Origin of the sequence: Priestia endophytica, assembly GCF_026790145.1 — a bacterium.
GTDB lineage: Bacteria > Bacillota > Bacilli > Bacillales > Bacillaceae_H > Bacillus_I > Bacillus_I endophytica_A.
In genome coordinates this window covers 143,695-166,031 of the sequence record NZ_JALAMS010000015.1, presented here as the reverse complement: position 1 = coordinate 166,031, position 22,337 = coordinate 143,695, and the positions used below count along the sequence as shown (strand labels likewise).

General features: G+C 38.1%; 24 protein-coding genes. 19 read left to right on the top strand and 5 right to left on the bottom strand.

Annotation, left to right across the window (positions count from 1 at the left end; all coding sequences use genetic code 11):
• Positions 1-5: 5 nt before the first annotated feature.
• Positions 6-446 (top strand): GNAT family N-acetyltransferase, encoded by a 441-nt coding sequence (locus MOC86_RS12805; RefSeq protein ID WP_268584528.1) that lies wholly within the window; start codon positions 6-8, stop codon positions 444-446.
• Positions 447-475: 29 nt separating this feature from the next.
• On the opposite strand, the gene prli42 is transcribed toward MOC86_RS12805, so the two are convergent.
• On the bottom strand, positions 476-571 hold the full coding sequence (gene prli42 / locus MOC86_RS12800; protein ID WP_019391577.1) for a stressosome-associated protein Prli42: 96 nt from the start codon (positions 569-571) through the stop codon (positions 476-478).
• A gap of 140 nt (positions 572-711) precedes the next feature.
• Here prli42 and mce point away from each other — a divergent pair, with 140 nt between their 5' ends.
• The 13 genes from mce (at position 712) to rnz (ending at position 15,160) form a co-directional block, all read left to right on the top strand.
• Positions 712-1,128, top strand: coding sequence for a methylmalonyl-CoA epimerase (gene mce / locus MOC86_RS12795; protein ID WP_268584527.1), 417 nt, complete (start codon positions 712-714; stop codon positions 1,126-1,128).
• Complete coding sequence (locus tag MOC86_RS12790; protein WP_419146635.1) at positions 1,121-2,662, top strand: acyl-CoA carboxylase subunit beta; 1,542 nt, start codon at positions 1,121-1,123, stop codon at positions 2,660-2,662. The genes mce and MOC86_RS12790 overlap by 8 nt, the downstream gene beginning before the upstream one ends.
• Positions 2,663-2,689: 27 nt before the next feature.
• Positions 2,690-3,811 carry a tripeptidase T gene (locus MOC86_RS12785; protein ID WP_268584526.1) on the top strand — a complete coding sequence of 374 codons (1,122 nt, stop codon included), beginning with the start codon at positions 2,690-2,692 and terminating at the stop codon, positions 3,809-3,811.
• A 147-nt stretch (positions 3,812-3,958) separates the two neighbouring features.
• Positions 3,959-4,846 carry a nitrilase-related carbon-nitrogen hydrolase gene (locus tag MOC86_RS12780; RefSeq protein WP_268584525.1) on the top strand — a complete coding sequence of 296 codons (888 nt, stop codon included), beginning with the start codon at positions 3,959-3,961 and terminating at the stop codon, positions 4,844-4,846.
• 36 nt (positions 4,847-4,882) lie between these two features.
• Complete coding sequence (locus MOC86_RS12775; RefSeq protein ID WP_268584524.1) at positions 4,883-6,238, top strand: NAD(P)-dependent oxidoreductase; 1,356 nt, start codon at positions 4,883-4,885, stop codon at positions 6,236-6,238.
• Positions 6,239-6,255: 17 nt separating this feature from the next.
• Positions 6,256-7,539, top strand: a complete 1,284-nt coding sequence (preA, locus tag MOC86_RS12770; RefSeq protein ID WP_268584523.1) for an NAD-dependent dihydropyrimidine dehydrogenase subunit PreA — start codon at positions 6,256-6,258, stop codon at positions 7,537-7,539.
• Between the two features lie 13 nt (positions 7,540-7,552).
• On the top strand, positions 7,553-8,968 hold the full coding sequence (gene hydA / locus MOC86_RS12765) for a dihydropyrimidinase (protein ID WP_268584522.1): 1,416 nt from the start codon (positions 7,553-7,555) through the stop codon (positions 8,966-8,968).
• Positions 8,969-9,034: 66 nt separating this feature from the next.
• The gene (locus MOC86_RS12760) at positions 9,035-10,513 is read left to right on the top strand and encodes an NCS1 family transporter (protein WP_268584521.1); all 1,479 of its coding nucleotides are present in this window, start codon (positions 9,035-9,037) and stop codon (positions 10,511-10,513) included.
• 17 nt (positions 10,514-10,530) lie between these two features.
• On the top strand, positions 10,531-10,728 hold the full coding sequence (locus MOC86_RS12755; protein WP_061801905.1) for a hypothetical protein: 198 nt from the start codon (positions 10,531-10,533) through the stop codon (positions 10,726-10,728).
• 147 nt (positions 10,729-10,875) lie between these two features.
• On the top strand, positions 10,876-11,061 hold the full coding sequence (locus tag MOC86_RS12750) for a hypothetical protein (RefSeq protein ID WP_061801904.1): 186 nt from the start codon (positions 10,876-10,878) through the stop codon (positions 11,059-11,061).
• 37 nt (positions 11,062-11,098) lie between these two features.
• Positions 11,099-12,733, top strand: coding sequence for a PucR family transcriptional regulator (locus tag MOC86_RS12745; protein ID WP_268584520.1), 1,635 nt, complete (start codon positions 11,099-11,101; stop codon positions 12,731-12,733).
• Positions 12,734-12,811: 78 nt separating this feature from the next.
• Complete coding sequence (locus MOC86_RS12740; protein ID WP_326847725.1) at positions 12,812-14,155, top strand: aspartate aminotransferase family protein; 1,344 nt, start codon at positions 12,812-12,814, stop codon at positions 14,153-14,155.
• Between the two features lie 75 nt (positions 14,156-14,230).
• Complete coding sequence (gene rnz, locus MOC86_RS12735) at positions 14,231-15,160, top strand: ribonuclease Z (RefSeq protein WP_268584518.1); 930 nt, start codon at positions 14,231-14,233, stop codon at positions 15,158-15,160.
• A 31-nt stretch (positions 15,161-15,191) separates the two neighbouring features.
• On the opposite strand, the gene proC is transcribed toward rnz, so the two are convergent.
• A complete protein-coding gene (proC, locus tag MOC86_RS12730) occupies positions 15,192-16,040 on the bottom strand; it encodes a pyrroline-5-carboxylate reductase (protein WP_268584517.1) in 849 nt (282 codons plus the stop codon).
• A gap of 231 nt (positions 16,041-16,271) precedes the next feature.
• Between proC and MOC86_RS12725 the strand changes: the two genes are divergently transcribed.
• Together MOC86_RS12725 and MOC86_RS12720 are read left to right on the top strand one after the other, a co-directional pair.
• On the top strand, positions 16,272-17,225 hold the full coding sequence (locus tag MOC86_RS12725) for an MBL fold metallo-hydrolase (RefSeq protein ID WP_268584516.1): 954 nt from the start codon (positions 16,272-16,274) through the stop codon (positions 17,223-17,225).
• Complete coding sequence (locus tag MOC86_RS12720) at positions 17,222-18,016, top strand: SDR family NAD(P)-dependent oxidoreductase (protein ID WP_268584515.1); 795 nt, start codon at positions 17,222-17,224, stop codon at positions 18,014-18,016. Before MOC86_RS12725 ends, MOC86_RS12720 begins: the two co-directional genes overlap by 4 nt.
• Before the next feature lie 2 nt (positions 18,017-18,018).
• Here the strand turns inward: MOC86_RS12720 and MOC86_RS12715 are convergent, their stop codons facing one another.
• The gene (locus MOC86_RS12715) at positions 18,019-18,228 is read right to left on the bottom strand and encodes a YqzH family protein (RefSeq protein ID WP_268584514.1); all 210 of its coding nucleotides are present in this window, start codon (positions 18,226-18,228) and stop codon (positions 18,019-18,021) included.
• A 90-nt stretch (positions 18,229-18,318) separates the two neighbouring features.
• Between MOC86_RS12715 and MOC86_RS12710 the strand changes: the two genes are divergently transcribed.
• Positions 18,319-18,651 (top strand): iron-sulfur cluster biosynthesis family protein, encoded by a 333-nt coding sequence (locus tag MOC86_RS12710; protein ID WP_019391595.1) that lies wholly within the window; start codon positions 18,319-18,321, stop codon positions 18,649-18,651.
• Between the two features lie 25 nt (positions 18,652-18,676).
• Here MOC86_RS12710 and MOC86_RS12705 read toward each other — a convergent pair whose 3' ends face one another.
• Positions 18,677-19,585 carry an alpha/beta hydrolase gene (locus tag MOC86_RS12705; RefSeq protein ID WP_268584513.1) on the bottom strand — a complete coding sequence of 303 codons (909 nt, stop codon included), beginning with the start codon at positions 19,583-19,585 and terminating at the stop codon, positions 18,677-18,679.
• A gap of 209 nt (positions 19,586-19,794) precedes the next feature.
• On the opposite strand from MOC86_RS12705, the gene MOC86_RS12700 reads away from it, so the two are divergent.
• On the top strand, positions 19,795-20,982 hold the full coding sequence (locus MOC86_RS12700) for an acetyl-CoA C-acetyltransferase (protein ID WP_061801895.1): 1,188 nt from the start codon (positions 19,795-19,797) through the stop codon (positions 20,980-20,982).
• 70 nt (positions 20,983-21,052) lie between these two features.
• Positions 21,053-21,274: a YqkE family protein gene (locus tag MOC86_RS12695; protein ID WP_268584512.1), complete on the top strand. Its 222-nt coding sequence runs from the start codon at positions 21,053-21,055 to the stop codon at positions 21,272-21,274.
• Positions 21,275-21,306: 32 nt separating this feature from the next.
• On the opposite strand, the gene MOC86_RS12690 is transcribed toward MOC86_RS12695, so the two are convergent.
• Positions 21,307-22,227: an aldo/keto reductase gene (locus tag MOC86_RS12690; protein WP_268584511.1), complete on the bottom strand. Its 921-nt coding sequence runs from the start codon at positions 22,225-22,227 to the stop codon at positions 21,307-21,309.
• Positions 22,228-22,337: the final 110 nt, after the last annotated feature.

Below are 22,337 nucleotides of genomic sequence, written 5' to 3'. Positions count from 1 at the left end.
GAATTATGTACATTGTAGAAGCCTGTGTAACAGATTATAAAAAGGTAGCCGTTCTTTTTAACGAATACCGTGTTTTTTATAAACAGAAAAGTGATATAAAAGCTGCTGAACGCTTTATTTATGAACGTTTACACAACAAGGAATCTGTCATCTTTTTAGCTTTAGAGGAAGGTGAAGCTGTAGGTTTTGCTCAGCTGTATCCTTCTTTTACTTCAATTGGAATAAAGAGAATCATTATTTTAAATGATTTGTATGTTACAGAAAAAACGAGAGGAAGCGGAGTAGGTGCCGCTCTTTTACAAGAAGTAAAGGAGTACGGCAAAAAAGAAGAGAGAGATTCAATTGTTTTGCAAACAGCAAAAGATAACGTTCGTGCTCAGCATCTATATGAAAAGTTGGGCTATCAAAAAGACGATCACTATTTCTATTACTCCTTATCTCTATAGAAAATGGACCTTTTAGTAAGGTCCATTTTTTATACCCATGTGCTAATACCAATCATAATGGTAGAAAGAATCATAATACCAAGCATAATCATTACAATCGTTTTTTGGATTTTCTTATTAGACACTTTCGGCCAACTCCCTGTCTTTTGTTTGTCTACATTGTAGCTTGTCCTGAAGCATTCGACAAGCGTTGTGATATAAAAGGAAAAAAGAGAAACATATAGAATAGATATAGAAAGAATACGATAATGATAAGGAGGATGCAATGATTGAAAAAGTAGATCATATAGGAATTGCTGTCCATTCGATTGAAAGCGCTTTATATATGTATGAGAAACTACTTGGTCTTACTCTAATTGGAGAGGAAATTGTGGAAAGTCAAGGTGTAAAAGTAGCTTTTTTAGAGACGCCATCAGCTAAAATTGAACTTCTTGAACCATTGGAACAAAAGGGAGCTATTTTTTCGTTTTTAAATAAAAGAGGAGAAGGTATTCATCATATTGCTTTTCGTGTTCAAAATATAAGAGCAAAAATACAAGAGCTTGAAAAAAAAGGTCTCACAATGATTGATAAAGAACCGAGGATAGGAGCGGGAGGCGCTCTTATTGCTTTTTTACATCCATCTTCAACACATAAAGTACTTATTGAGCTTTGTGAAAAAGGAGGAGATCAGCGTGTATGAAAAACTTTATAGTCTTCACGACAAGAAGGAAGCAGTTGAACTTGGAGGTGGTAAGGAGGCTATTGAGAAACAGCATAAAAAGAACAAGTTAACGGCAAGAGAGCGGATTGATTTGCTTCTTGATGAAGACTCTTTTGTAGAACTTAATCCTTTTATAAAACATCGTTGTCATGATTTTGGTCTTCATGAAAAAGAAGCTCCTGGTGAAGGTGTTGTGACGGGATATGGGAAAATAATGGGGAGGCCTATTTATTTATTTTCGCAAGATTTCACCGTTTTTGGAGGTGCGCTTGGGGAAATGCATGCAAAAAAGATTACGCATGTAATGGACTTAGCGGCTAAAACAGGAGTTCCCTTTATCGGACTGAATGATTCAGGAGGAGCTCGCATTCAAGAAGGAGTAGCATCTCTTGACGGATATGGTCAAGTTTTTTATCGAAATGCTATTTACTCAGGCGTTATTCCTCAAATATCAGTTATTATGGGCCCTTGCGCTGGAGGTGCTGTTTATTCTCCTGCGATTACCGATTTTGTTTTTATGGTCGAAGAGAGAAGTCAAATGTTTATAACAGGCCCGAAAGTAATCGAGACTGTGACAGGAGAAAAAATAGCCGCAGAAGATTTAGGAGGTGCACATGTTCATAACGCCATAAGCGGAAACGCTCATTTTTCAGCTCAAAGTGAAGAAGAAACATTAGCAAATGTCAGGAAATTGCTGTCTTACTTACCTCAAAATAATCGTGAACAACCACCATATGTTGCTGTTCAATCTTCCAATGATGATCGCCCAAATTTACTTCATATCGTACCAGATAACCCTACACGCCCTTATGATATCCGCCTTGTAATTCAAGAAATTGTAGATCATAACACTTTTTTTGAAATTCACCGAGATTTTGCGAAAAATATTGTTGTTGGCCTTGCTAGAATAGAAGGACAAACAGTTGGATTAGTATGCAATCAGCCACGCATTATGGCGGGAGGACTTGATATTAATTCTTCAGATAAAGCCGCTCGCTTCATTCGTTTTTGTGACTGTTTTAATATTCCGCTCATTACGCTTGAAGATGTGACAGGGTTCTTTCCTGGTGTAAAACAAGAGCATGGTGGTATCATAAGACATGGAGCAAAAATTTTATATGCTTACTCAGAAGCAACAGTGCCAAAATTAACCGTTATTTTACGTAAAGCGTACGGTGGAGCGTATGTTGCTCTAAACAGCAAAGCAATAGGTGCAGATCTCGTGTATGCGTGGCCTCATGCTGAAGTTGCCGTTATGGGGCCTGAAGGAGCTGCCAACATTATCTTCGCTCAAGAGATTGCTAATAGCAGTAATCCTGAAGAGACAAGAAAAAGCAAAATTGAAGAATACCGAGAAAAATTTGCAAATCCTTTTGTTGCTGCAAGCCTTGGGATGATTGATGACGTTATTGACCCAAGAGAAACACGAATCAAATTGAAGAAGGCACTTGAAATGCTTCGTCACAAAAAAGAAGAGCGTCCAGCGAAAAAACATGGAAATATTCCACTGTAACACTTACAAACTAAGGAGGAGTACATAATGAAACTTAATGAACAACGTTTAGTAGACACATTTTTACAACTTGTCAAAGTAGATTCTGAAACAAAATACGAAAGTGAAATTTCAGAAGTACTAAAAGAAAAATTCCAATCACTTGGCGTGGAAGTAAAAGAAGACAATGCCAAAGAAGTAACAGGACATGGAGCAAACAACTTAATTTGTACTTTAAAAGGTACAAAAGAAGGCGTTGATACAATTTATTTCACGTCCCATATGGATACAGTTGTTCCTGGTAAAGGAATTAAGCCACAAATTGAAAATGGCTATATTAAAAGTGATGGAACAACGATTTTAGGAGCGGATGATAAAGCAGGCCTTGCTGCAATGTTTGAAGCTTTGGAAGTTATTAAAGAAGAAGGAATTGAGCATGGAACAGTAGAGTTTATTATTACGGTTGGAGAAGAGTCAGGACTTGTGGGAGCGAAAGCATTAGATCCAAGCATGATTACAGCGAAGTTTGGATATGCATTAGACAGTGACGGAAAAGTAGGCGATATTATTGTTGGTGCTCCAACTCAAGCAAAGGTTCAGGCAACAATTTATGGAAAAACAGCTCATGCTGGCGTAGCTCCTGAAAAGGGCGTTTCAGCTATTACAATTGCTGCTAAAGCTATTTCAAAAATGCCGCTTGGCCGCATTGATGAAGAAACAACAGCAAACATCGGTCGCTTTGAAGGTGGAACACAAACAAATATTGTTTGTGACCAAGTCCATATTCTAGCAGAAGCTCGTTCACTTGTAAGCGAAAAGATGGAAGCCCAAGTCGAAAAAATGAAAAAAGCATTTGAAGAAGCAGCAGAAGAAATGGGTGGAAGAGCAGAAGTAGAAGTGACGGTCATGTACCCAAACTTCAAATTTAAAGATGGAGATCATGTTGTTGAAGTAGCAAAAAAAGCAGTTGATCGCATTGGAAGAACATCCCGTCTTCTTCATAGCGGCGGTGGAAGTGACGCAAACGTGATTGCTGGTCACGGTATTCCAACAGTTAACTTAGCTGTTGGATATGAAGATATTCACACAACAAACGAGAAGATGCCAATTGAAGAACTTGTTAAAACAAGTGAACTTGTACTTGCTCTTATTCAAGAAGTAAGTTGTTAAAAAAAGAGCACTACACATTGTACATAATGTGTAGTGCTCTCTTTTTTTATTTTACATGGTGTATAGTGTACAAGCAAAAGGATTCTAGTAGAATAAGTATTAATTTCAGAAAATTTAGACATTTGGACAAAAAAAGGGGGAAGCGAGATGGACAAAATAAAAATCGGACTTATTCAGGCATCACACAATGTGGAAGGAAATGAGCCTATTGAAGTTCACAAAGCAGCGGCTATTGAGAAACATATAAAGCTTGTGAGAGAAGCAAAAGAAAAAGGGGCCAACATTATCTGTATGCAGGAAATCTTTTATGGGCCCTATTTTTGTTCTGAGCAAAATCCAAAATGGTATAGTGCGGCTGAACAAATTCCAGAAGGATCTACAACAAAAAAATTTATGGAACTTGCCAAAGAATTACATGTTGTAATTGTTTTACCGATTTATGAGCGTGTAGGAGTTGCTACGTACTATAACACAGCAGCTGTTATTGATGCTGATGGAACATATTTAGGGAAATACCGAAAGCAGCACATCCCCCACGTTGGAGCTGGAGAAGAAGGATATGGATTTTGGGAAAAGTTTTACTTCAAGCCTGGAAATTTAGGGTATCCGGTTTTTAAGACAGCATATGGAACAATCGGCGTTTATATATGCTATGATCGTCATTTTCCAGAAGGAGCTCGAGTGCTTGGTCTTAAAGGAGCAGAAATTGTGTTCAATCCATCAGCAACTGTTGCTGGTACATCCGAATATTTGTGGAAGCTAGAGCAGCCTGCACATGCTGTTGCGAACGGTTATTACGTTGGAGCAATTAACAGAGTCGGATTTGAAGCCCCTTGGAATATGGGGGAATTTTACGGTCAGTCTTATTTAGTAGATCCGCGCGGTCGTTTTGTTGCAACAGGAAGCAGAGATCGTGATGAAGTCATCATTGGCGAGGTAGACCGCAAGCTTATCCAAGAGGTAAGAGATGCTTGGCAATTCTACCGAGATCGCCGTCCTGAAACATATGAAGAAATGACATCACTTCTTCCGTAACAAACGATTTTTATTCTAAAAAAAGAAGGTGTGTAAATGGAGAAAAATCTCATTGAGCAGCTGAAGGGGAATTTTGAAGAGGTTGATAAAGGGTTAGGAACAAAGGCACTTAATGAAGCACACCGATGTTTATACTGCTATGACGCCCCTTGTATTAAAGCATGTCCCACAAGTATTAACATCCCCAGTTTTATTAAGAAAATTGCTTCTGGAAATATAAAAGGCTCAGCTCGCGTCATTATGGAAACAAATCCTGTTGGAGCAAGCTGTGCGAGAGTTTGTCCAACAGAAGAACTTTGTGAAGGAGCTTGTGTATTAAACAGCGATAGCGCCCCAATTCCAATCGGAAGCTTGCAGCGCTATGCAACAGATTGGGCAATTCACAATGATGCTCTTCTTTTTCAAAAAGGAGAAAGCAATGGTTTAAAAGTAGCCATAATTGGAAGCGGTCCTGCTGGTCTCTCAGCAGCACGTGAACTCGCACGCTTTGGATATAGCATCACAATGTTCGAAAAAAGTGAGAGAGCTGGAGGATTAAATACTTATGGGATTGTGTCCTTTCGCTTGCCACAAAAAATTTCATTTTGGGAAGTTTCTCAAGTAGAAAGACTCGGTGTAGAAATAAGAACAGAGACAACAGTTGGAGAAGATATAAGCGCTGAAGATATTCTATCAAGCTATGAGTTTGTTATTTTAGCAGCTGGTATGGGGTCTGTTCCTCATTTACATGTAGAAGGAGAGCAGCTTGAGGGTGTTTATGATGCAATCGAGTTTGTAAAAGATACGAAAACAAAAGAACTAACAGAAACATTTCAAGGTAAGAAGGTAGCTGTTATTGGAGCAGGAAATACGGCAATTGATGCTGCAACGTGCTCAGTTCGACTCTGTGCGGAAAACGTGAAAATTGTGTATAGAAGAACAGTAAAAGAAATGACGGCCTATGATTTTGAGTACGAGTTTGCTAAACAAGATGGAGTCGAATTTCGATTTTTAACGGCTCCAAAGGAGATTATTGGAGATGAGCAAGGACGTGTAAAAGCATTAAGATGTGTCAAAATGAAGCTTACAGAGCGTGAAAAAGATGGACGAAGCAAGCCTGTTGAAATAGAAGGAAGTACATTTGATATGCCTGTTGATGTTGTAATTAAAGCAATTGGACAAACGCGACATACCTCATTAATTGAGCAGTTCGGCCTTGAACATGAAGGCGGTGTTGTAAAAGTAGATGGAAGTACAATGAGAACATCAAAAGAGGGCATATATGCGTGTGGTGATATCGTATTTGGAAAAGGTTATGGAGATGCGATGGTTGTCACAGCTGCAGAGCAAGGAAAAAACGTAGCTTATGAGATTCATAAGAGTGCTATAGAGAGAAAGAAAAATTTAGCATAGGGAAGGGAGAGAAAAGAATGGCAGACTTACGTGCAAATCTTGCTGGAATACAGTCTCCAAATCCTTTTTGGCTCGCATCAGCACCTCCAACAAACTCTGGCTACCAAGTGCAGCGTGCATTTGAAGCAGGGTGGGGAGGAGCTGTCTGGAAAACGCTCGGAGAACCTATTTTAAATGTTTCTTCTCGGTTTGCTGCAGTTAGCTTCAACGGTCAGCGTGTCGCAGGTTTCAATAACATTGAACTTATTACAGATCGACCGCTTGAGGTGAATTTAAAAGAAATTGAGGACACAAAAAAGAAGTTCCCAAACAATGCTATTATCGCTTCTCTTATGGTGGAACCAAAAAGAGAAAAATGGCACGAGATTGTAAAAAAAGTCGAAGCTGTTGGTGTAGATGGACTTGAACTCAATTTTGGCTGTCCACACGGTATGGCTGAACGAGGAATGGGGGCTGCATCAGGGCAAGTACCAGAGCTTGTTGAGAAACAAACATATTGGGTAAAAGAAGTTGCAACAACGCCTTTAATTGTAAAGCTAACTCCAAACATTACGGACATTACAGTAACAGCCAAATCCGCTGTTGAAGGTGGTGCTGATGCCGTTAGTATGATTAATACAATCAATAGTCTTGCAGGAGTGGATATTCATAGTTGGAATACGATTCCACATGTGAATGGGAAAGGAGCACATGGAGGATACTGTGGGCCAGCTGTAAAACCAATTGCTTTAAATATGGTCGCTGAATGTGCAAGAAATCCTCATATAAATGTACCGATTTCAGGAATGGGTGGAATATCTAGCTGGCAAGATGCTGTTGAATTTATGCTTATGGGAGCGTCAGCTGTTCAAGTATGTACAGCTGCTATGCACCACGGATTCAGCATTGTAGAAGATATGATAGATGGGCTTAACAATTACCTTGATGAACGAGGTCTGAACGCTATAAGCGATTTAGTAGGCGGAGCTGTTAGCAAATATAGGGATTGGGGAGATCTTGATTTAAATCATAAAGTTGTAGCGCGAATTAACAATGAAACATGTATTAACTGCAACAAATGCCATATTTCCTGCGAAGATACGTCACATCAATGTATTGATATCTTAAAGGGTGAAAACGGAAAAGAATATTTACAAGTGCGAGAAGAAGACTGTGTTGGCTGTAATTTATGTTCTATCGTATGTCCTGTTGATGGAGCCATTTCTATGATTGAAATTCCAAGTGACAAACCAATGACGTGGAATGAGAGGCAGGCGGTGCTTTCAGGAACGTCGGTTTCTATGATGAAAGCAGCGGAATAAAGGAGGGCAAAACATGAAGAAAATTATTAAAAACGGTTGTATTGTAACGGCTTCAGATACGTTTGAAGGAGATATTTGTATTGAAGGAGAGCGTATTGTAGGGATTGGTAACGGGTTTGATGAAGATCATGCAGAAATTATTGATGCAAAAGGGCTTTATGTATTTCCAGGTGGGATTGATCCTCATACACATCTTGAAATGCCTTTTGGGGGAACGGTTAGTAAAGACGATTTTGAAACAGGAACAATTGCTGCAGCTTTTGGAGGCACTACAACTGTTATTGACTTTTGCCTTACTAAAAAAGGAGAGCCGCTCCAAAAAGCCATTAACGAATGGCATGATAAATCAAGTGGGAAAGCGTTTATAGATTATGGGTTTCACTTAATGATCGGTGAGATAAATAGCACTGTGTTAAATGAGCTTCCATCAGTAATCAGTGAGGAAGGGATTTCGTCTTTCAAAGTATTCATGGCTTATAAAAATGTTTTTCAAGCGGACGATGCAACACTTTTTCAAACAGTAAAAGAAGCGGAAAAACTAGGCGCACTTGTAATGGTGCATGCTGAGAATGGAGATGTTATTGAATATTTAACAGAAAAAGCGCTTAAAGAAGGGAAAACAGATCCTATTTATCATGCGCTTACAAGGCCGCCTGAGCTAGAAGGAGAAGCAACAGGGAGGGCAGCTGTTTTAACAGAGATGGCAAACTCTCAGCTCTATGTTGTTCATGTTACTTGTCAAGAGGCAGTCACTAAGATTGCAGAGGCGCGTCGCCGAGGAGTCGATATATGGGGAGAAACGTGTCCTCAGTATTTAGTTCTTGATCAATCTTATTTAGAAAAGGAGAACTTTGAAGGAGCAAAATACGTTTGGTCTCCGCCTTTACGCGAAAAGAAAAATTTAGACTATTTATGGAAAGCTCTTCAAAATGGTGAGCTGCAAACGATTGGCTCTGATCAATGTTCGTTTGATTTTAAAGGTCAAAAAGACTTAGGTCTCGGTAATTTTACGAAGATTCCAAACGGAGGGCCAATCATTGAAGACCGTTTTAGTATTTTATACTCAGAAGGAGTAGCAAAAGGGAGAATATCACTTGGGCAATTTGTTGATCTTGTATCAACAAGAGCAGCTAAGCTTTTTGGATTATATCCTAAAAAGGGAAGCATTGTTGTTGGAGGAGATGCTGATTTAGTTTTGTTTGATCCAAAAATAAAGCGAACGATTTCTGCGTCAACTCACCATATGAACGTAGATTATAATCCATTTGAGGGAATGGAAGTTACAGGAGAGCCTGTTTCTGTATTAAGCAAAGGAGAATTTGTTATCAGAGACAAAAAGTTAGTTGGTAAGAAAGGTCATGGTACTTATATAAAGAGAGCAAAATATAAAGAAAGTCTTCTTACTGCGACAGCTTCACTTCATCTATAAAAACGGTTTCGCCCCTTATTGTACGAATAGGAATAATAGAGTGAAAAGGAAGAAGGGGTGCTTAAAATGAAAAGAAAAGAAAATTATTTGAAATCAAAGGACTTACTGCCTGTTGCGCATAGCACGCGGAAGATTGGTACGCTAAGCTTCGTATTTATGTGGATCAGCATGGCTGTTGTACTTGCTGCTTTTGCCATTGGCGGCTCAGGAGTGCAGAGTTTACCACTTGGTCTTGTTGTGCTTGCGACTGTGATTGGCTCTCTTTTGATTGGCTTGTTTATTACGATTATTGGAGATATCGGTATTGAACATGGTCTGTCTTTTCCGGTCTATATGAGAGCTCCTTTTGGTACAATAGGAACTCATATTCCTTCTGTTATAAGGGGTGTTGCTGCTTCGTGCTGGTTCGGCATCAACACTTACTTTGGGGCAACAGCTATGAACAGTATCTTAAATGTACTAATAGAGTTTGATAACTGGTTTCTTTGTTTTCTTCTTTTTGCACTTCTTCAACTCCTTAATACAGCACTTGGTATTAAAGCTGTAGAGCGATTTACCGATCTTGCAGCACCTGTTATTATTCTTATCTCTGCATGGATGTATACAACATTATCAGAAAGCGCTGCTGAAGGAGGGAGAGACGTTTGGACATGGATTGAAAATCCTACAACAGGAATTGCAGCCTTCACTGCTTTTATGATTGTAATCATGGGAAATATGGGATTTTGGGCTACGCTTGCGACAGATATTCCTTCTATTTCTCGTTATATTAAAGCACCAAAGTACGAACGGAGCTGGCTCAAACGCAATAAGTCTTCTTTAATTGGAAGTATGGTTGCCCTCCCATTAACACAGACGTTCATGGTCATCATTGGAGCTGTTTCTTATATTGCTGTCCAAAACTATGATCCTGTTGTTGCCTTACAACAATCAGCTAGCGGTTTTGTATTAGGTGTGCTTCTTTTGATGATTGTATTTGCGCAATGGTCAACAAATATTGCGGCAAATTTAGTTCCAGCTGCAACTATATTCTCTAATGTTGGCGGTCCTAAAATGCCGTTTTGGATGGGCGTTTTTTTAGCAGGTATTATCGGGTGTTTTTCACAACCTTGGAGCTTGTTTGAAATGTTGAATACTGTTCTTCTTATTGTAGGGGGTATTCTTTCAGCAATTGTAGGGATTTTATTTTCAGATTACTACTTACTTCGCAAACGACGTGTAAATGTAAAAGAACTGTATGAACTGCAAGGACAATATAAATATTATTATGGATTTAATGGAGCTGGCTTTATCTCTTGGGCAATTGGAGGAGGAGTAGCAACTTTCTTTTCTACGTATTCTTTTCTTGTCGGTTTTTTTGTTGGTGCCCTTTTGTATTATGTGTTAGGGAAGTTTTGGTGGTTTGTGAAATATCCTCAAAAAGAAATTGAAGATCCTAGTGATGAAAAATATTTAGGAATGACAGTAGGAAGAGATTGGGATATTCCTTTAGAGGAAGAGGAGGGAATATCGATACCGCTTTCAACTTCCAAGGTAGAGACGTAATCAAAAGGAGGGATGAAATGTCAGAGTATGCGCTCTATAAAAAAGAACGCAAAGATATTGATCGTTTAATCCAAGATGGCTACAAAATTACTCATGTTTTAGAAAATTTAAGCGGTGCTTTTTTAACATTTAAACATAGTGAGAAAGCGGAAGAAAATCTTCATATCTTAACAGCAGATGCTAGGAAGTATTTTATGAGATATATTATGAAGTAGGAAAAGAGAGGGATTTTCCTCTCTTTTTTTTGTTATTTTAACGAGAGGTAACTTTTAAGTTACATTTTATTAACAAGTTCCTTTAACTAGCATAAAAGCGATACGATAAGGGTAGTGAAAAAAGATTTATTAAAAGGAGGACAAACGATGTCAAACGAGAATAATTGGTTAACAGGTGAAGAAAAGAAAGTTATTGAAAAACTTAAACTAGAAGTTGTAAACGCACACAGTTTGGCGCACGTCCGTTTTTATAAAAGAGAGATAGAGCAAATTGTAAAACATGCAAAACGACGTAAAGAAGTGTTACAAAGTATATCTCACTATTCAGGATAGTGTGGTAAGATAAGGAAAAACATAAGGCGGTGATTTCTTGCAAGCAACATTGACCGTTAGCGAGCTTTTAAAGCGTAAAAACTTTGAGCATTGTGAAGTCGTTGCAGGAAAGGAAGGATTAGAACGTCGAATAAAATGGATTCATATTGTAGAGGTGCTTAAAGTTGAGCATCTTCTAAAAGGAGAGGAGCTCATTTTATCGACGGGAGTAGGCTGGAAGGAAAATGAAGAAGCTTTTTCTTCTCTATTGCAACAGTTAATCACCCGCAATGTTGCCGGTTTATGTATCGAAATTGGATCCTATACAAAAAGTATTCCCTCTTCTATTATTAATCTAGCAAACAAACACAAATTTCCTCTTATTTTATTTCATCAAGAAGTTCCATTCGTTGAAATCACGCAAGATGTTCATACGTTTATGATTAACGCCCACTATGAAATTCTTGCTCGTTTAGAAACATATTCGAGAGAGCTTCAAGAACTTCTTTTAGCAACACATGATCTTTCAGACTTATTGTCTCATTTTCATCAATACCTTCAAGAAACGGTTGTTCTTCGCCTTAAGGAGAGCACAACTCACATTTTCCCACCTTTTCAACAAAACAACTCAAAGCAGTGGAGCATCATACATAAAAGTATAATCGATGACACTTATACAGAAAGCAGAAAAATAAGCAAAAAGATTCAAGTATTAGGAAGAGAATATGGCGAGCTGTATGTTGTGGTTAAAAATAGAAGGTTTACAGAAGAAGATATGCTTGCCCTTGACAGAACAGCACTTGCGATTTCCCAGCATTTCTTGCGTAATCTTTATATAGAAGAGAAAAAGAAACGGTGTGAAAACGAATGGCTGCGAGAATGGATTAGAGGGGAAGTGTCCCTTCCAAATATCTTTCACAAGCTCGGAAAAATAGACGGTCTTCATAACTATGAAGGCGGAGGTGTTTTTCTTTGCCGTAAGCAAGAAGGAGTAGAGTGGGAAGGAGCGAGTTTTTCGTACGCAAAATTGCTTCTTACAACTCTATTTGAACAACGTGGTTTTCTACTTTGTATAACAGAATATCACCAGAACATCTTATTTGTGTTTGTTAACAAGCGCCAAAAACAAACGTGGAGAGATCGATTCACACAATCATTGGAGCGTTTTAAAAAAAGCGAAGCATACGAAAAACATGCCAAGCTTTTTTCTTTTATTAGTGTAGGTTCTTTCGTTGACCGATTAGATGAGATGGAGAAAAGTTATAAAACAGCCCAGATTACGGCTGATATTTGCAGTGAGCAAGTTTCTTCAGCTGAAAATCTTTTTTTTCACGATGATTTGCATATCTATCGCATTCTTTCTCTGATTTCCGATCAAAGAGCTCTTCATGAAGTGATTTTTGAATATTTGAATCCTGTTTTACAGTACGACAAGAACTATAATGGCAAGCTTTTCGAGACCCTAAAAACGTACTTAGCGTGCAGTGGTTCAAAAAAAGAAACTGCCGAACAGCTCTTTGTAGTGAGACAAACGCTCTATCATCGGTTAGCCAAACTTGAACAGCTTCTTGGCGAAGATTTTATGGAACCAAGAAAGCGAATGGCTCTTGAATTTATGATTTTAGCATATGAGCAAATCTTTATAAAAAAGAAAGAAGAAAAATATTCTCAATGTTCAGAAATTGAAGGGTAACAAGGGTCTTTTGTCTAATGTAAAAGAGGAGATAGTATACAACAAATTGAGGTTCTTTCAAGAAGGATGTGGATGATAATGGAGAAAACAGAAAGTATCTTAGGAAAAGATGAAAAGCATCTTTGGCACGGAATGAAGCCTTATAATCCTGAAAATACAATTGTTGCAAAAGAAGCAAAAGGAGTTTGGGTCACAGATGAAAATGACCGTCGTATGCTTGATGCAATGGCAGGTCTTTGGTGTGTGAACGTTGGATATGGACGAGAAGAACTTGCAGAAGCAGCATATGAACAGCTTAAAAAGCTTGCCTATTTTCCACTTACACAAAGTCATGAACCAAGTGTAAAGCTCGCTGAAAAAATTAGCGACATGCTTGGTGGCGAATATGTTGTCTTTTTCTCAAACAGCGGTTCTGAAGCAAATGAAACGGCTTTTAAAATTGCTAGACAGTATCACCAACAAAAAGGAGAGGGAAATCGATATAAATTTGTATCAAGATATCGAGCATATCATGGCAATACAGGAGCTGCTTTAGCTGCAACAGGTCAAGCGCAGCGCAAATTTAAATATGAACCTCTTTCTGGAGGATTCATCCATGTACCGCCTCCAGACCTTTATCGTGGTGAAGATAAAGAAGATACAAAAGCGAACGAATTGCAAAGTGTAAAGGCTATTGATAATACGATGACATGGGAGCTAAGTGAAACAATTGCAGGCGTAATTATGGAACCCATTATTACAGGTGGAGGAATTTTGATGCCTCCAAAAGAGTACTTACAAGGAGTTAAAAATATATGTGAGCGTCACGGTGCTCTTCTTATCGTAGATGAAGTAATTTGTGGATTTGGCAGAACAGGTGAACCATTTGGTTTTATGAACTATGGAGTGAAGCCTGATATTATTACAATGGCAAAAGGAATTACAAGTGGCTACCTTCCTTTATCTGCAACAGCTGTTCGTCGCGATATTTATGAAGCGTTTGCGGGAAGCGAGGAGTACGATTACTTTAGGCATGTCAATACGTTTGGAGGAAGTCCTGCAGCTTGTGCTCTTGCATTGAAAAACATCGAAATCATAGAAAATGAACATTTATTTTCTCGTTCAAAAATAAAAGGAAAAGAGCTTTTACACCTTTTACAGAATAAAGTCAAGGATCATCGCTATGTTGGAGATGTGCGAGGAAAAGGGCTTTTAATCGGAATCGAGCTTGTAGAAGATAAAGGAACTAAAAAACCGCTAGATGTTGAAAAAGTGAATAAAGTGATCTCTTTCTGTAAAGATAAAGGAGTTATCATTGGAAAGAATGGAGCAACAGTAGCTGGATTTAATAATGTATTAACACTATCTCCTCCACTTTGTATTTCAGACGATGAAATAGTCATTCTTGCTGAAACCGTTACAGAAGCAATTCATTCTCTTTAAAGAACTTTCAAATATAGGAACGAAGCCTGTATAATAGAATACAGGCTTTTTGTTCGTAAGAAAGGAGAAAAGATTGTGGATTTATTATTTCTTGGCACAGGAGCAGGAGTTCCTGCTAAACATCGCAATGTGACGTCGCTTGCATTAAATTTATTAGGTGAGCGAGGCGTAACATGGCTGTTTGACTGTGGAGAAGCAACGCAGCATCAAGTGCTACATACCTCAATTCGACCGAGAAGAATTGAGAAGATTTTTATTACGCATCTTCATGGAGATCATATATTTGGTTTGCCAGGCTTTTTAGGAAGTCGTTCGTTTCAGGGAGGAGAAACACCTCTTACAATATACGGACCAAAAGGCATTAAAGAATTTGTAGATATCTCGATGCGAGTTAGTGAAACACATTTACGCTATCCCATTCATTTTGTTGAAGTAGAAGATGGCATTGTTTTTGAAGATGAGCAATTTGTCGTTGAAGCACGCTTGTTAGAGCACGGTGTTTCTTCTTATGGATATCGTATAATAGAAAAAGATACAAAAGGAACACTTCTAGTTGAAAAGCTAAGAGAGATAGGAATGAAGCCAGGTCCTGTTTATCGCGACATTAAAGAGAAGGAAGAAGTTGTGCTTGAAGATGGGCGTGTCTTAAAAAGCGCAGATTATATTGGTCCTTCAAAAAAAGGACGAATTGTCACAATTTTAGGGGATACACGTCCGTGTACAAATGCTCTTGAACTTGCTAAAGGTGCTGATGTACTTGTTCATGAAGCAACGTTTTCAGAGGAAGATGATAGAATTGCTCACGAGTACTATCATTCAACATCGTTTGGAGCAGCAGAGACAGCGAAAAAAGCGGGAGTGAAAAAGCTAATTTTAACTCATATAAGTTCTAGATATCACAAGGAAGAAGCCCTCGTTTTATTAGAAGAAGCGAAGAAAACTTTTGAGAATACAGAAATGGCATTTGATTTCTCGCAGTTTATGATAGACAATGAAGGACGTTAAAAAAGGAAAAGAGAATATCTCTTTTCCTTTTTTAATGCCTAGAAGAAATGGAAGCTGCAAGGCGTTCTTCAATGTCTTTTCCCATTTCTTCTGAACGATTTTTAGCTGTTTTAATACAAGAAGAGATGCTTTCCTTAAACTGCTCTTGTTGGAGCATTTTAATGCCTGCTTCTGTTGTTCCATTTGGACTTGTAATGTCTTTTCGTAGCTGATGAGGAGTTTTATTTGAAGCTTTCACCATGCCAGCAGCACCAACAAAGGTTTGGAAAATAAGTTCTCTTGCTGTTTCTTCTGTCATTCCTTCTTGAACGGCAGCATCCTGCATAGCTTCAATCATATAATAAAAATAAGCAGGACCGCTTCCAGAGAGGCCAGTAACAAGATGCATGGCTTCTTCATCTACTGTAACAACTTTTCCGATAGCTTCAAAAAGAGCACGTGCTAATCTTTCATGCTTATCATTTGTCCAATTTCCACTTGTAATAGCTGTAGCTGATTGTCCAATAGAAGCAGAGGTGTTCGGCATTGCTCTTATAACAGGTCCTTCAAATCCAAGTAAATTTGTAATCGAATCTGTGCTAACACCTGCAATGACGGAAATAACAAGATGGTCAGAAGAAAGATCTTCTTTTAATAGTGAAAGACTTTTCACAACATCTTTTGGTTTAAAAGCTAAAACAACAACGCTTGCCTTTTTTAATATTTTCGTATAATCACGACTTGTTGTAACCCCGTAAAGTCGAGAAAGTTCTTGAAGTCGTTCATCATTTGAGCGATTTGTCACAATGATCTCTTTTCCACTATACATCTTTTTTTCAATCAACCCTGAGAGCATTGCTTCTGCCATAGAGCCAGCTCCAATAAAAATAATTTTGCTCATAGGTAAGCCTCCTTTTTTCATAAAAAAGGCCTTTCTATCACAAAAGGACAGAAAGACCTCTTAGGTATCCTTATTCATTTACCTATACCGTTTTGAAAGTCTTTTTTGACATTATCTACTGAAGCAATTGATATTGTCAATAAGGCTTGAAAAGAAAAAGGAGCAAAAAGTGACCTCAAGTCTGCAAATGTGTACAATAGATGTAATGAAAAATAAGGAGAGTAAGATACGATGGAAAATATTTATCAAATTACAGTTCCTACTCCATACCAAATTGGTGATGTTCATTTATATGTGATTGTGAACGACAGTATAACTCTTATTGATGCGGGAGTGAAGACGGAAAAAGCGTGGGCTGCTTTCAAAGACCAGCTTGCATCGCTTCATTTGACAGTTGAAGATATTGACCAAGTCATTTTAACTCATCATCATCCAGATCATGTTGGCTTGCTTCACTATCTCCCTTCAGTTCCTGTTTATGGTCATCCTCATATTGAGCCATGGCTTACATATAAGAAAAGTACTGCAAAAACGTACAATTCTTACTTTGAAAAACTCTTTTTACAGCTTTCTGTTCCACATTCTTATAAGTCTCAAATCCCTCGGTTTGAAGGGCAGTTTAAATATGGAGCAGAAGCGACACTAGCTGGTACATTATCAGAAGGAGCCTCTCCTCCTTTATTGAAAAGATGGAAAGTTCTCCATATGCCAGGGCATGCAGGAAATCATATTGCTCTATATCATGAAGAAAAAGAAGAGCTTATTGCAGGTGATGTTTTACTCGACAAAATCGTTTCAAACCCACTCATTGAACCTCCATTTTTTGAAGGGGAACATGAGAAACCTCAGCTTGAGTACAATCATTCTTTACAAAGATTATTGTCTTTAAAGGTACAAAAACTTTATCCAGGACACGGAAAAGTGATTGGAAATGTGAGCGAACTCACAAGAGAAAGAATAATAAAGCAAAGAAAAAAAGCAGAATCTCTGCTTCCGTTTCTTGAAGAAGGAAAAACAGGGTTTGAAATTTGTCAGCATCTATTTCCACATGCATATGAGAAACAGCTTGCTCTTACGTTATCAATGACGCTTGCACAGCTTCATTATTTAGAAGAGGTAGGGTATATCCAAAAGGTAGAAAAGCAAGAGAAATGGTTTTTTAAGAAAAGTGAGGTAAAGGTATGAAAGACGCGTTAAAAAGTAGCTCTGTTATTATTACAGGAGCCTCTGGTGGTATCGGAGAGCAAATGGCATACGAGGTAGCAAAAAGAGGAGGAACACCAATCCTTCTTGCACGCAGTAAAGAGAGTCTAGCAAGGATAAGTGAAAAAATAGACAATGATTTTGGAATTAAAGCACCTTATCTTGTACTTGATGTTAGTGATCGTTCGGCAATTAAAGAAACGTTTGCTAGCATTATCGAACATCATGGACCAATTGATGTCCTTATTAATAATGCGGGATACGGGAAGTTTGAATATGCTGTTGAAGGAAGTATAGAAAACTTTGAAGGCATGTTTGAAGTGAACGTGCTCGGCCTTATTGCTTGCACAAAAGCAGTTCTTCCTCATATGATTGAACGTCAGCATGGTCATATTGTTAATATTGCTTCGCAAGCTGCTAAAATTGCAACGCCAAAATCGAGCGGATATGCCGCAACAAAACATGCTGTCCTTGGTTTTACAAACAGCTTAAGGATGGAAGTAGAAGATGAAGGAATCTTTGTAACGACTGTCAATCCTGGTCCAATCAAAACAAATTTCTTTGATGTTGCAGATGAATCAGGTCAATATCAGAAAAACGTAGAACGGTTTATGCTTGATCCGAAAGAAGTAGCAAGTAAAACTGTTTCAGCTCTTTTTACAAAAAAGCGGGAAATTAATTTGCCCCGGTGGATGAATGTTGGAAGCACATTTTATCAAGTTTTCCCACTCATTGTCGAGAAACTTGGCGGAAATGCTTTTAAACAAAAATAGCTCTACCAAGGTTCACCATCTTCTGTTAAATAGTTATATACAGCATCATGAACAACTTCATATAAAGGCTGTGTTAAGTCTTTTAAATGCTCTCTTTCACACTTATCAATTAGCGTATCAAGATCTTCAGGAGAGATATTGCGCTCCGTTCCCATGTCATCATATTGAGCAAGTGTTGAGTGAATGAGTTTTATTATAAAGTTTCTATTCATAGAGAAATCTTACCTTCCTGATAGGAGTCTTAAAATTAGGGTAAAGTGTACTATATAGTATACTATGTTTAAAAGAGAGGGGAAATGGAAATGAACATTACATTTTCAGAACGTGCAGCACAGGAAATCGAAAAGCTTTATCCAAACGCTGGAGAGAAAAATCTAAAATTAAAATATGATACAGAAGATACAGGATGCGTAATGTGCGGTGTTACGGTGCTTTGGTTTGTTAAAGAGCTGTCTGAATCAGATGAAAAAATTGAAACAAACGCATGGCCAGTATATGTTGAACCATCTAAAAACGTTTTTTTAGATGATGAATTAAAAATCGATTATGTCGAATCTGCTCATTGTTTTTCATTGAAGAGTCCTGGTCAAATTTTAAATGCACGTATGAGCTTAATTGATAAAACAATAAACTAAAAAAACACCTTTTGAAGGTGTTTTTTTACTGAAGCTGAAACTTAGTTAAGAAAGAGCGTACTGTTTCCTCATAGTGTTCATAGTTATCTACAAGGGAACGAGCATGAGTTCCGTGTGGAGCAATAAATAGCATCTTTTCCCCTTGTTTTTTTCGATAAAGTTCCTTCGTCATTTGAGGCAGAATGTAGGTATCTTCTGCGCTATGAATAAACAGAACAGGTTCCTTTATTTTTTCAATCTCGTTAAGCGGTGAAATATCTGTTAAGCGATAGCCATCTCTCCATCTTAGAACAATGTTGGCAAGTGGAATAATTGGAAATGGAGGAAGCTTAAAATCTTCTTTTAGGCGATGCGCAAGCTGCTGTTTAAAGTCTGAGAACGGACAGTCAGCAATATAGAAATCAGCTCTACTTTCTTTCATAGACGCATATAAAAGTGTTGTAACGGCTCCCATTGATTCCCCATGTACACCAAGTCTAATATGTTCTCCAAATTTAGCTTTTACCATCTCAACTACGGTTTTTAAATCTTGTTTTTCATAGAAACCATAGCTTGTTGTTTTTCCTCCTGATTTTCCATGTCTTCGATGATCATAAGAAACAACGTTCCAACCTTCATTTAGAAAAAGCTTCATATATTTGAACGAAGTTAATGAATTCACCGTTACGCCATGACAAAAAATCATAAACTTATTTTCAGGATGTGGGGCAATAATGGTTCCGTATATGTCATATCCGAATGAAGAAGGAACTGAAAAATGTTCTTTCTCTGCCTCTTCATATTCTTCGTGAGAAAAATGAGTTGAGCGTTGTTCACTTTCGAGAATCTGTTCTTCCGTTTTCTTTTTTATGTACATCACTTTATTCGTGAAAAATGCGCCAGCGCCTGCCGCGGAAGCAAGTGCGAGAGCTGCGCCAATCCATCTTTTTTTCATAAGAGAAGCTCCTTTAACTAGAATATAATCCATTTTAACATAAAGTAAAAAGAGTCGTTTTCCGCTTTTTATCAGCAGTAAATTAGTAAAAAAAACAAAGAATAACAAAAAAGTTAAAAAAATTTAAAAATTTTGAAGGGTTTAGGAGAAGTATGTAGAATATTTTGTTTGTGCAGCATTATACAGATTACATAAGGAGTTGTTGAGTAATGGTCCAACAAGAAGTGGTTATCGTAAGCGCAGTAAGAACAGCAATTGGTACTTTCGGGGGGAGCTTACAAAATGTATCCGCTCCAACTTTGGGAAGCATTGTGATTAAAGAAGCGTTACAAAAAGCAGGGGTCAAAGCAGAAGATGTAGACGAAGTTATCATGGGAAACGTACTACAAGCTGGCTTAGGGCAAAACCCAGCACGTCAAGCTGCGCTAAAGGCAGGACTTCCACAAGAAGTGGCAGCACTTACCATTAACAAAGTTTGTGGCTCTGGTTTGAAAGCGGTTCATTTAGCAACACAGGCTATTTTTGCAGGAGATGCAGAAATCGTTGTTGCAGGTGGAATGGAAAACATGAGTCAAGCTCCATATTTATTAAAAAATGCACGTAATGGATTCAAAATGGGAGATCAAAAAGTTGTTGATAGCATGATTGCAGACGGTTTATGGTGCGCTTTCAACGATTATCATATGGGCGTTACAGCTGAGAATTTGTGCGAAAAGTATGAAATCTCTAGGCAAGAGCAAGATGAATTTGCAGCAAGCAGCCAGCAAAAAGCTGAAAAAGCTATTACTTCAGGTCGTTTCAAAGACGAAATTGTGCCTGTTGAAATTCCACAGCGCAAAGGAGATCCTATCGTATTTGCAGAAGATGAGTTTCCTCGTAAAGGAACAACTGCAGAAGGTCTTGGCAAATTAAGACCAGCTTTCAAAAAAGATGGGTCAGTTACAGCGGGTAATGCGTCAGGAATTAATGATGGAGCTGCAGCTCTTGTTGTAATGAGTCGCGAGAAAGCAGATGAGCTTGGTCTTCAGCCACTTGTTCGCATTAAAGCGAATGCAAGTGCAGGCGTAGATCCAAGTATTATGGGAATTGGCCCTGTTGCATCTGTGCAAAAGGTTCTAAAGAAAGCAGAACTTGAACTTGATCAATTTGATTTAATTGAAGCAAATGAAGCATTTGCGGCACAGTCAATTGCTGTTGATCGCGAGCTTTCTTTCAATAAAGAAAAGCTAAACGTAAATGGAGGAGCTATTTCACTTGGTCATCCAATTGGAGCAAGTGGTGCACGTATTCTAGTGTCCCTTATTCATGAAATGACAAAGCGTGAAGCAAACCTAGGTTTAGCAACGTTATGTATTGGCGGAGGTCAAGGCGTAGCAACGGTTGTTGAACGCGTATAAAGGTAGTGTGCTGTAGTTGCAAGAGAACTTTCTTCGTTTTATAATTTTTAAAACAGGAGGAGGGACCATCTTGAAAAAACAGCGAGAAAATGATATTCATCTTAAAGATGGATTAGGAAGCGACGTGCTCAAAAAACTGCAGGAGAAAAAGAAATCACTTCAAAAAGCTGAAGAAAAAAGGCAGGAAGAAGAGCGTAAACGTCGCCTTGAAGAAAAGCGTCAACGCGAGAAAAATAAATCCTTTGATGAGCTTTTAAATGAAAGTGACTTAAAGTGGAAAGATTTTAAATAAAAAGGAAGCTCTACAGAGCTTCCTTTTTTATATTAGCGATGACTTTCATATTGATTTGCTTTTGTTAGACGTTTGATGTCTGCAACTTCTGAGTCTTTCAATGGAAGTGAACCTGCAGCTGTTGTATTTGAAAGCACTTGTTCAACAGAGCTTGCTCCTGCAATAACAGAAGCAACCGCTTTGTTGTGCAAGCAATATTGAAGGGCAGTTTGTTCAAGAGAGTGAGTTGGACGGACGTTTGCTATGTGTAGAATAGTTCTCTCAAGATCTTCGTATTTATAGTCCAAATAGTCTTTATTATAAAACTTGCGCTGCAGCTGGTCTGTACCTCGGCTTGTAAGAAGACCTTTAGCAAGAGGGCCTCTTGCAACAATACTAATGTTATGCTCTGCAAGTAGATCTTCTATGCTTTCTTCAGGACGACGATCTAGTATGCTGTATTGCATCATTACACTTACGATAGACGACTTTTCTACGTATTCACGAATCACATTTGGACGAATAGAGGAAATGCCGTATTCTCGAATAAGGCCCTCTTTTTTTAGTTCTTCAAAAGTTTCAATTGTTTCATCAATAGGATCTTCAATTGTCCCTCCATGAAGTTGATAAAGATCAATATAATCTGTTTGGAGACGCTGTAAGCTTTTCTTTACACTTTCTTTAATATGTGCTTTAGAAGGGTCCCATGTCCAGCCTTCTTTTCCTTTTTCAAACTTATTGCCAACTTTTGTAGCAAGAATAAGGTCTTTTCGTCTTCCTTTAATTGCTTCACCAACAAGCTCTTCATTAGTCCCGAAGTCATATAAATCAGCTGTATCAAGGTAGTTAACACCTTGTTCTAACGCTTCATCAATAATAGATTTTGCTTTTTCTTTATCTTGACCAAGTGACATGCATCCAAGTCCCATTACACTAACAAGCAAATCCGAACGTCCCAGCCTTCTTTTTTCCATTTTAATCCATCCCTTTCTATCTCTTTAATATATATGTATCCGTTCACTTGATGATAAAAACACTTTCTTCCTTATTGTATCGCTATCCTTTCCATATCTGCAAGAAAGGT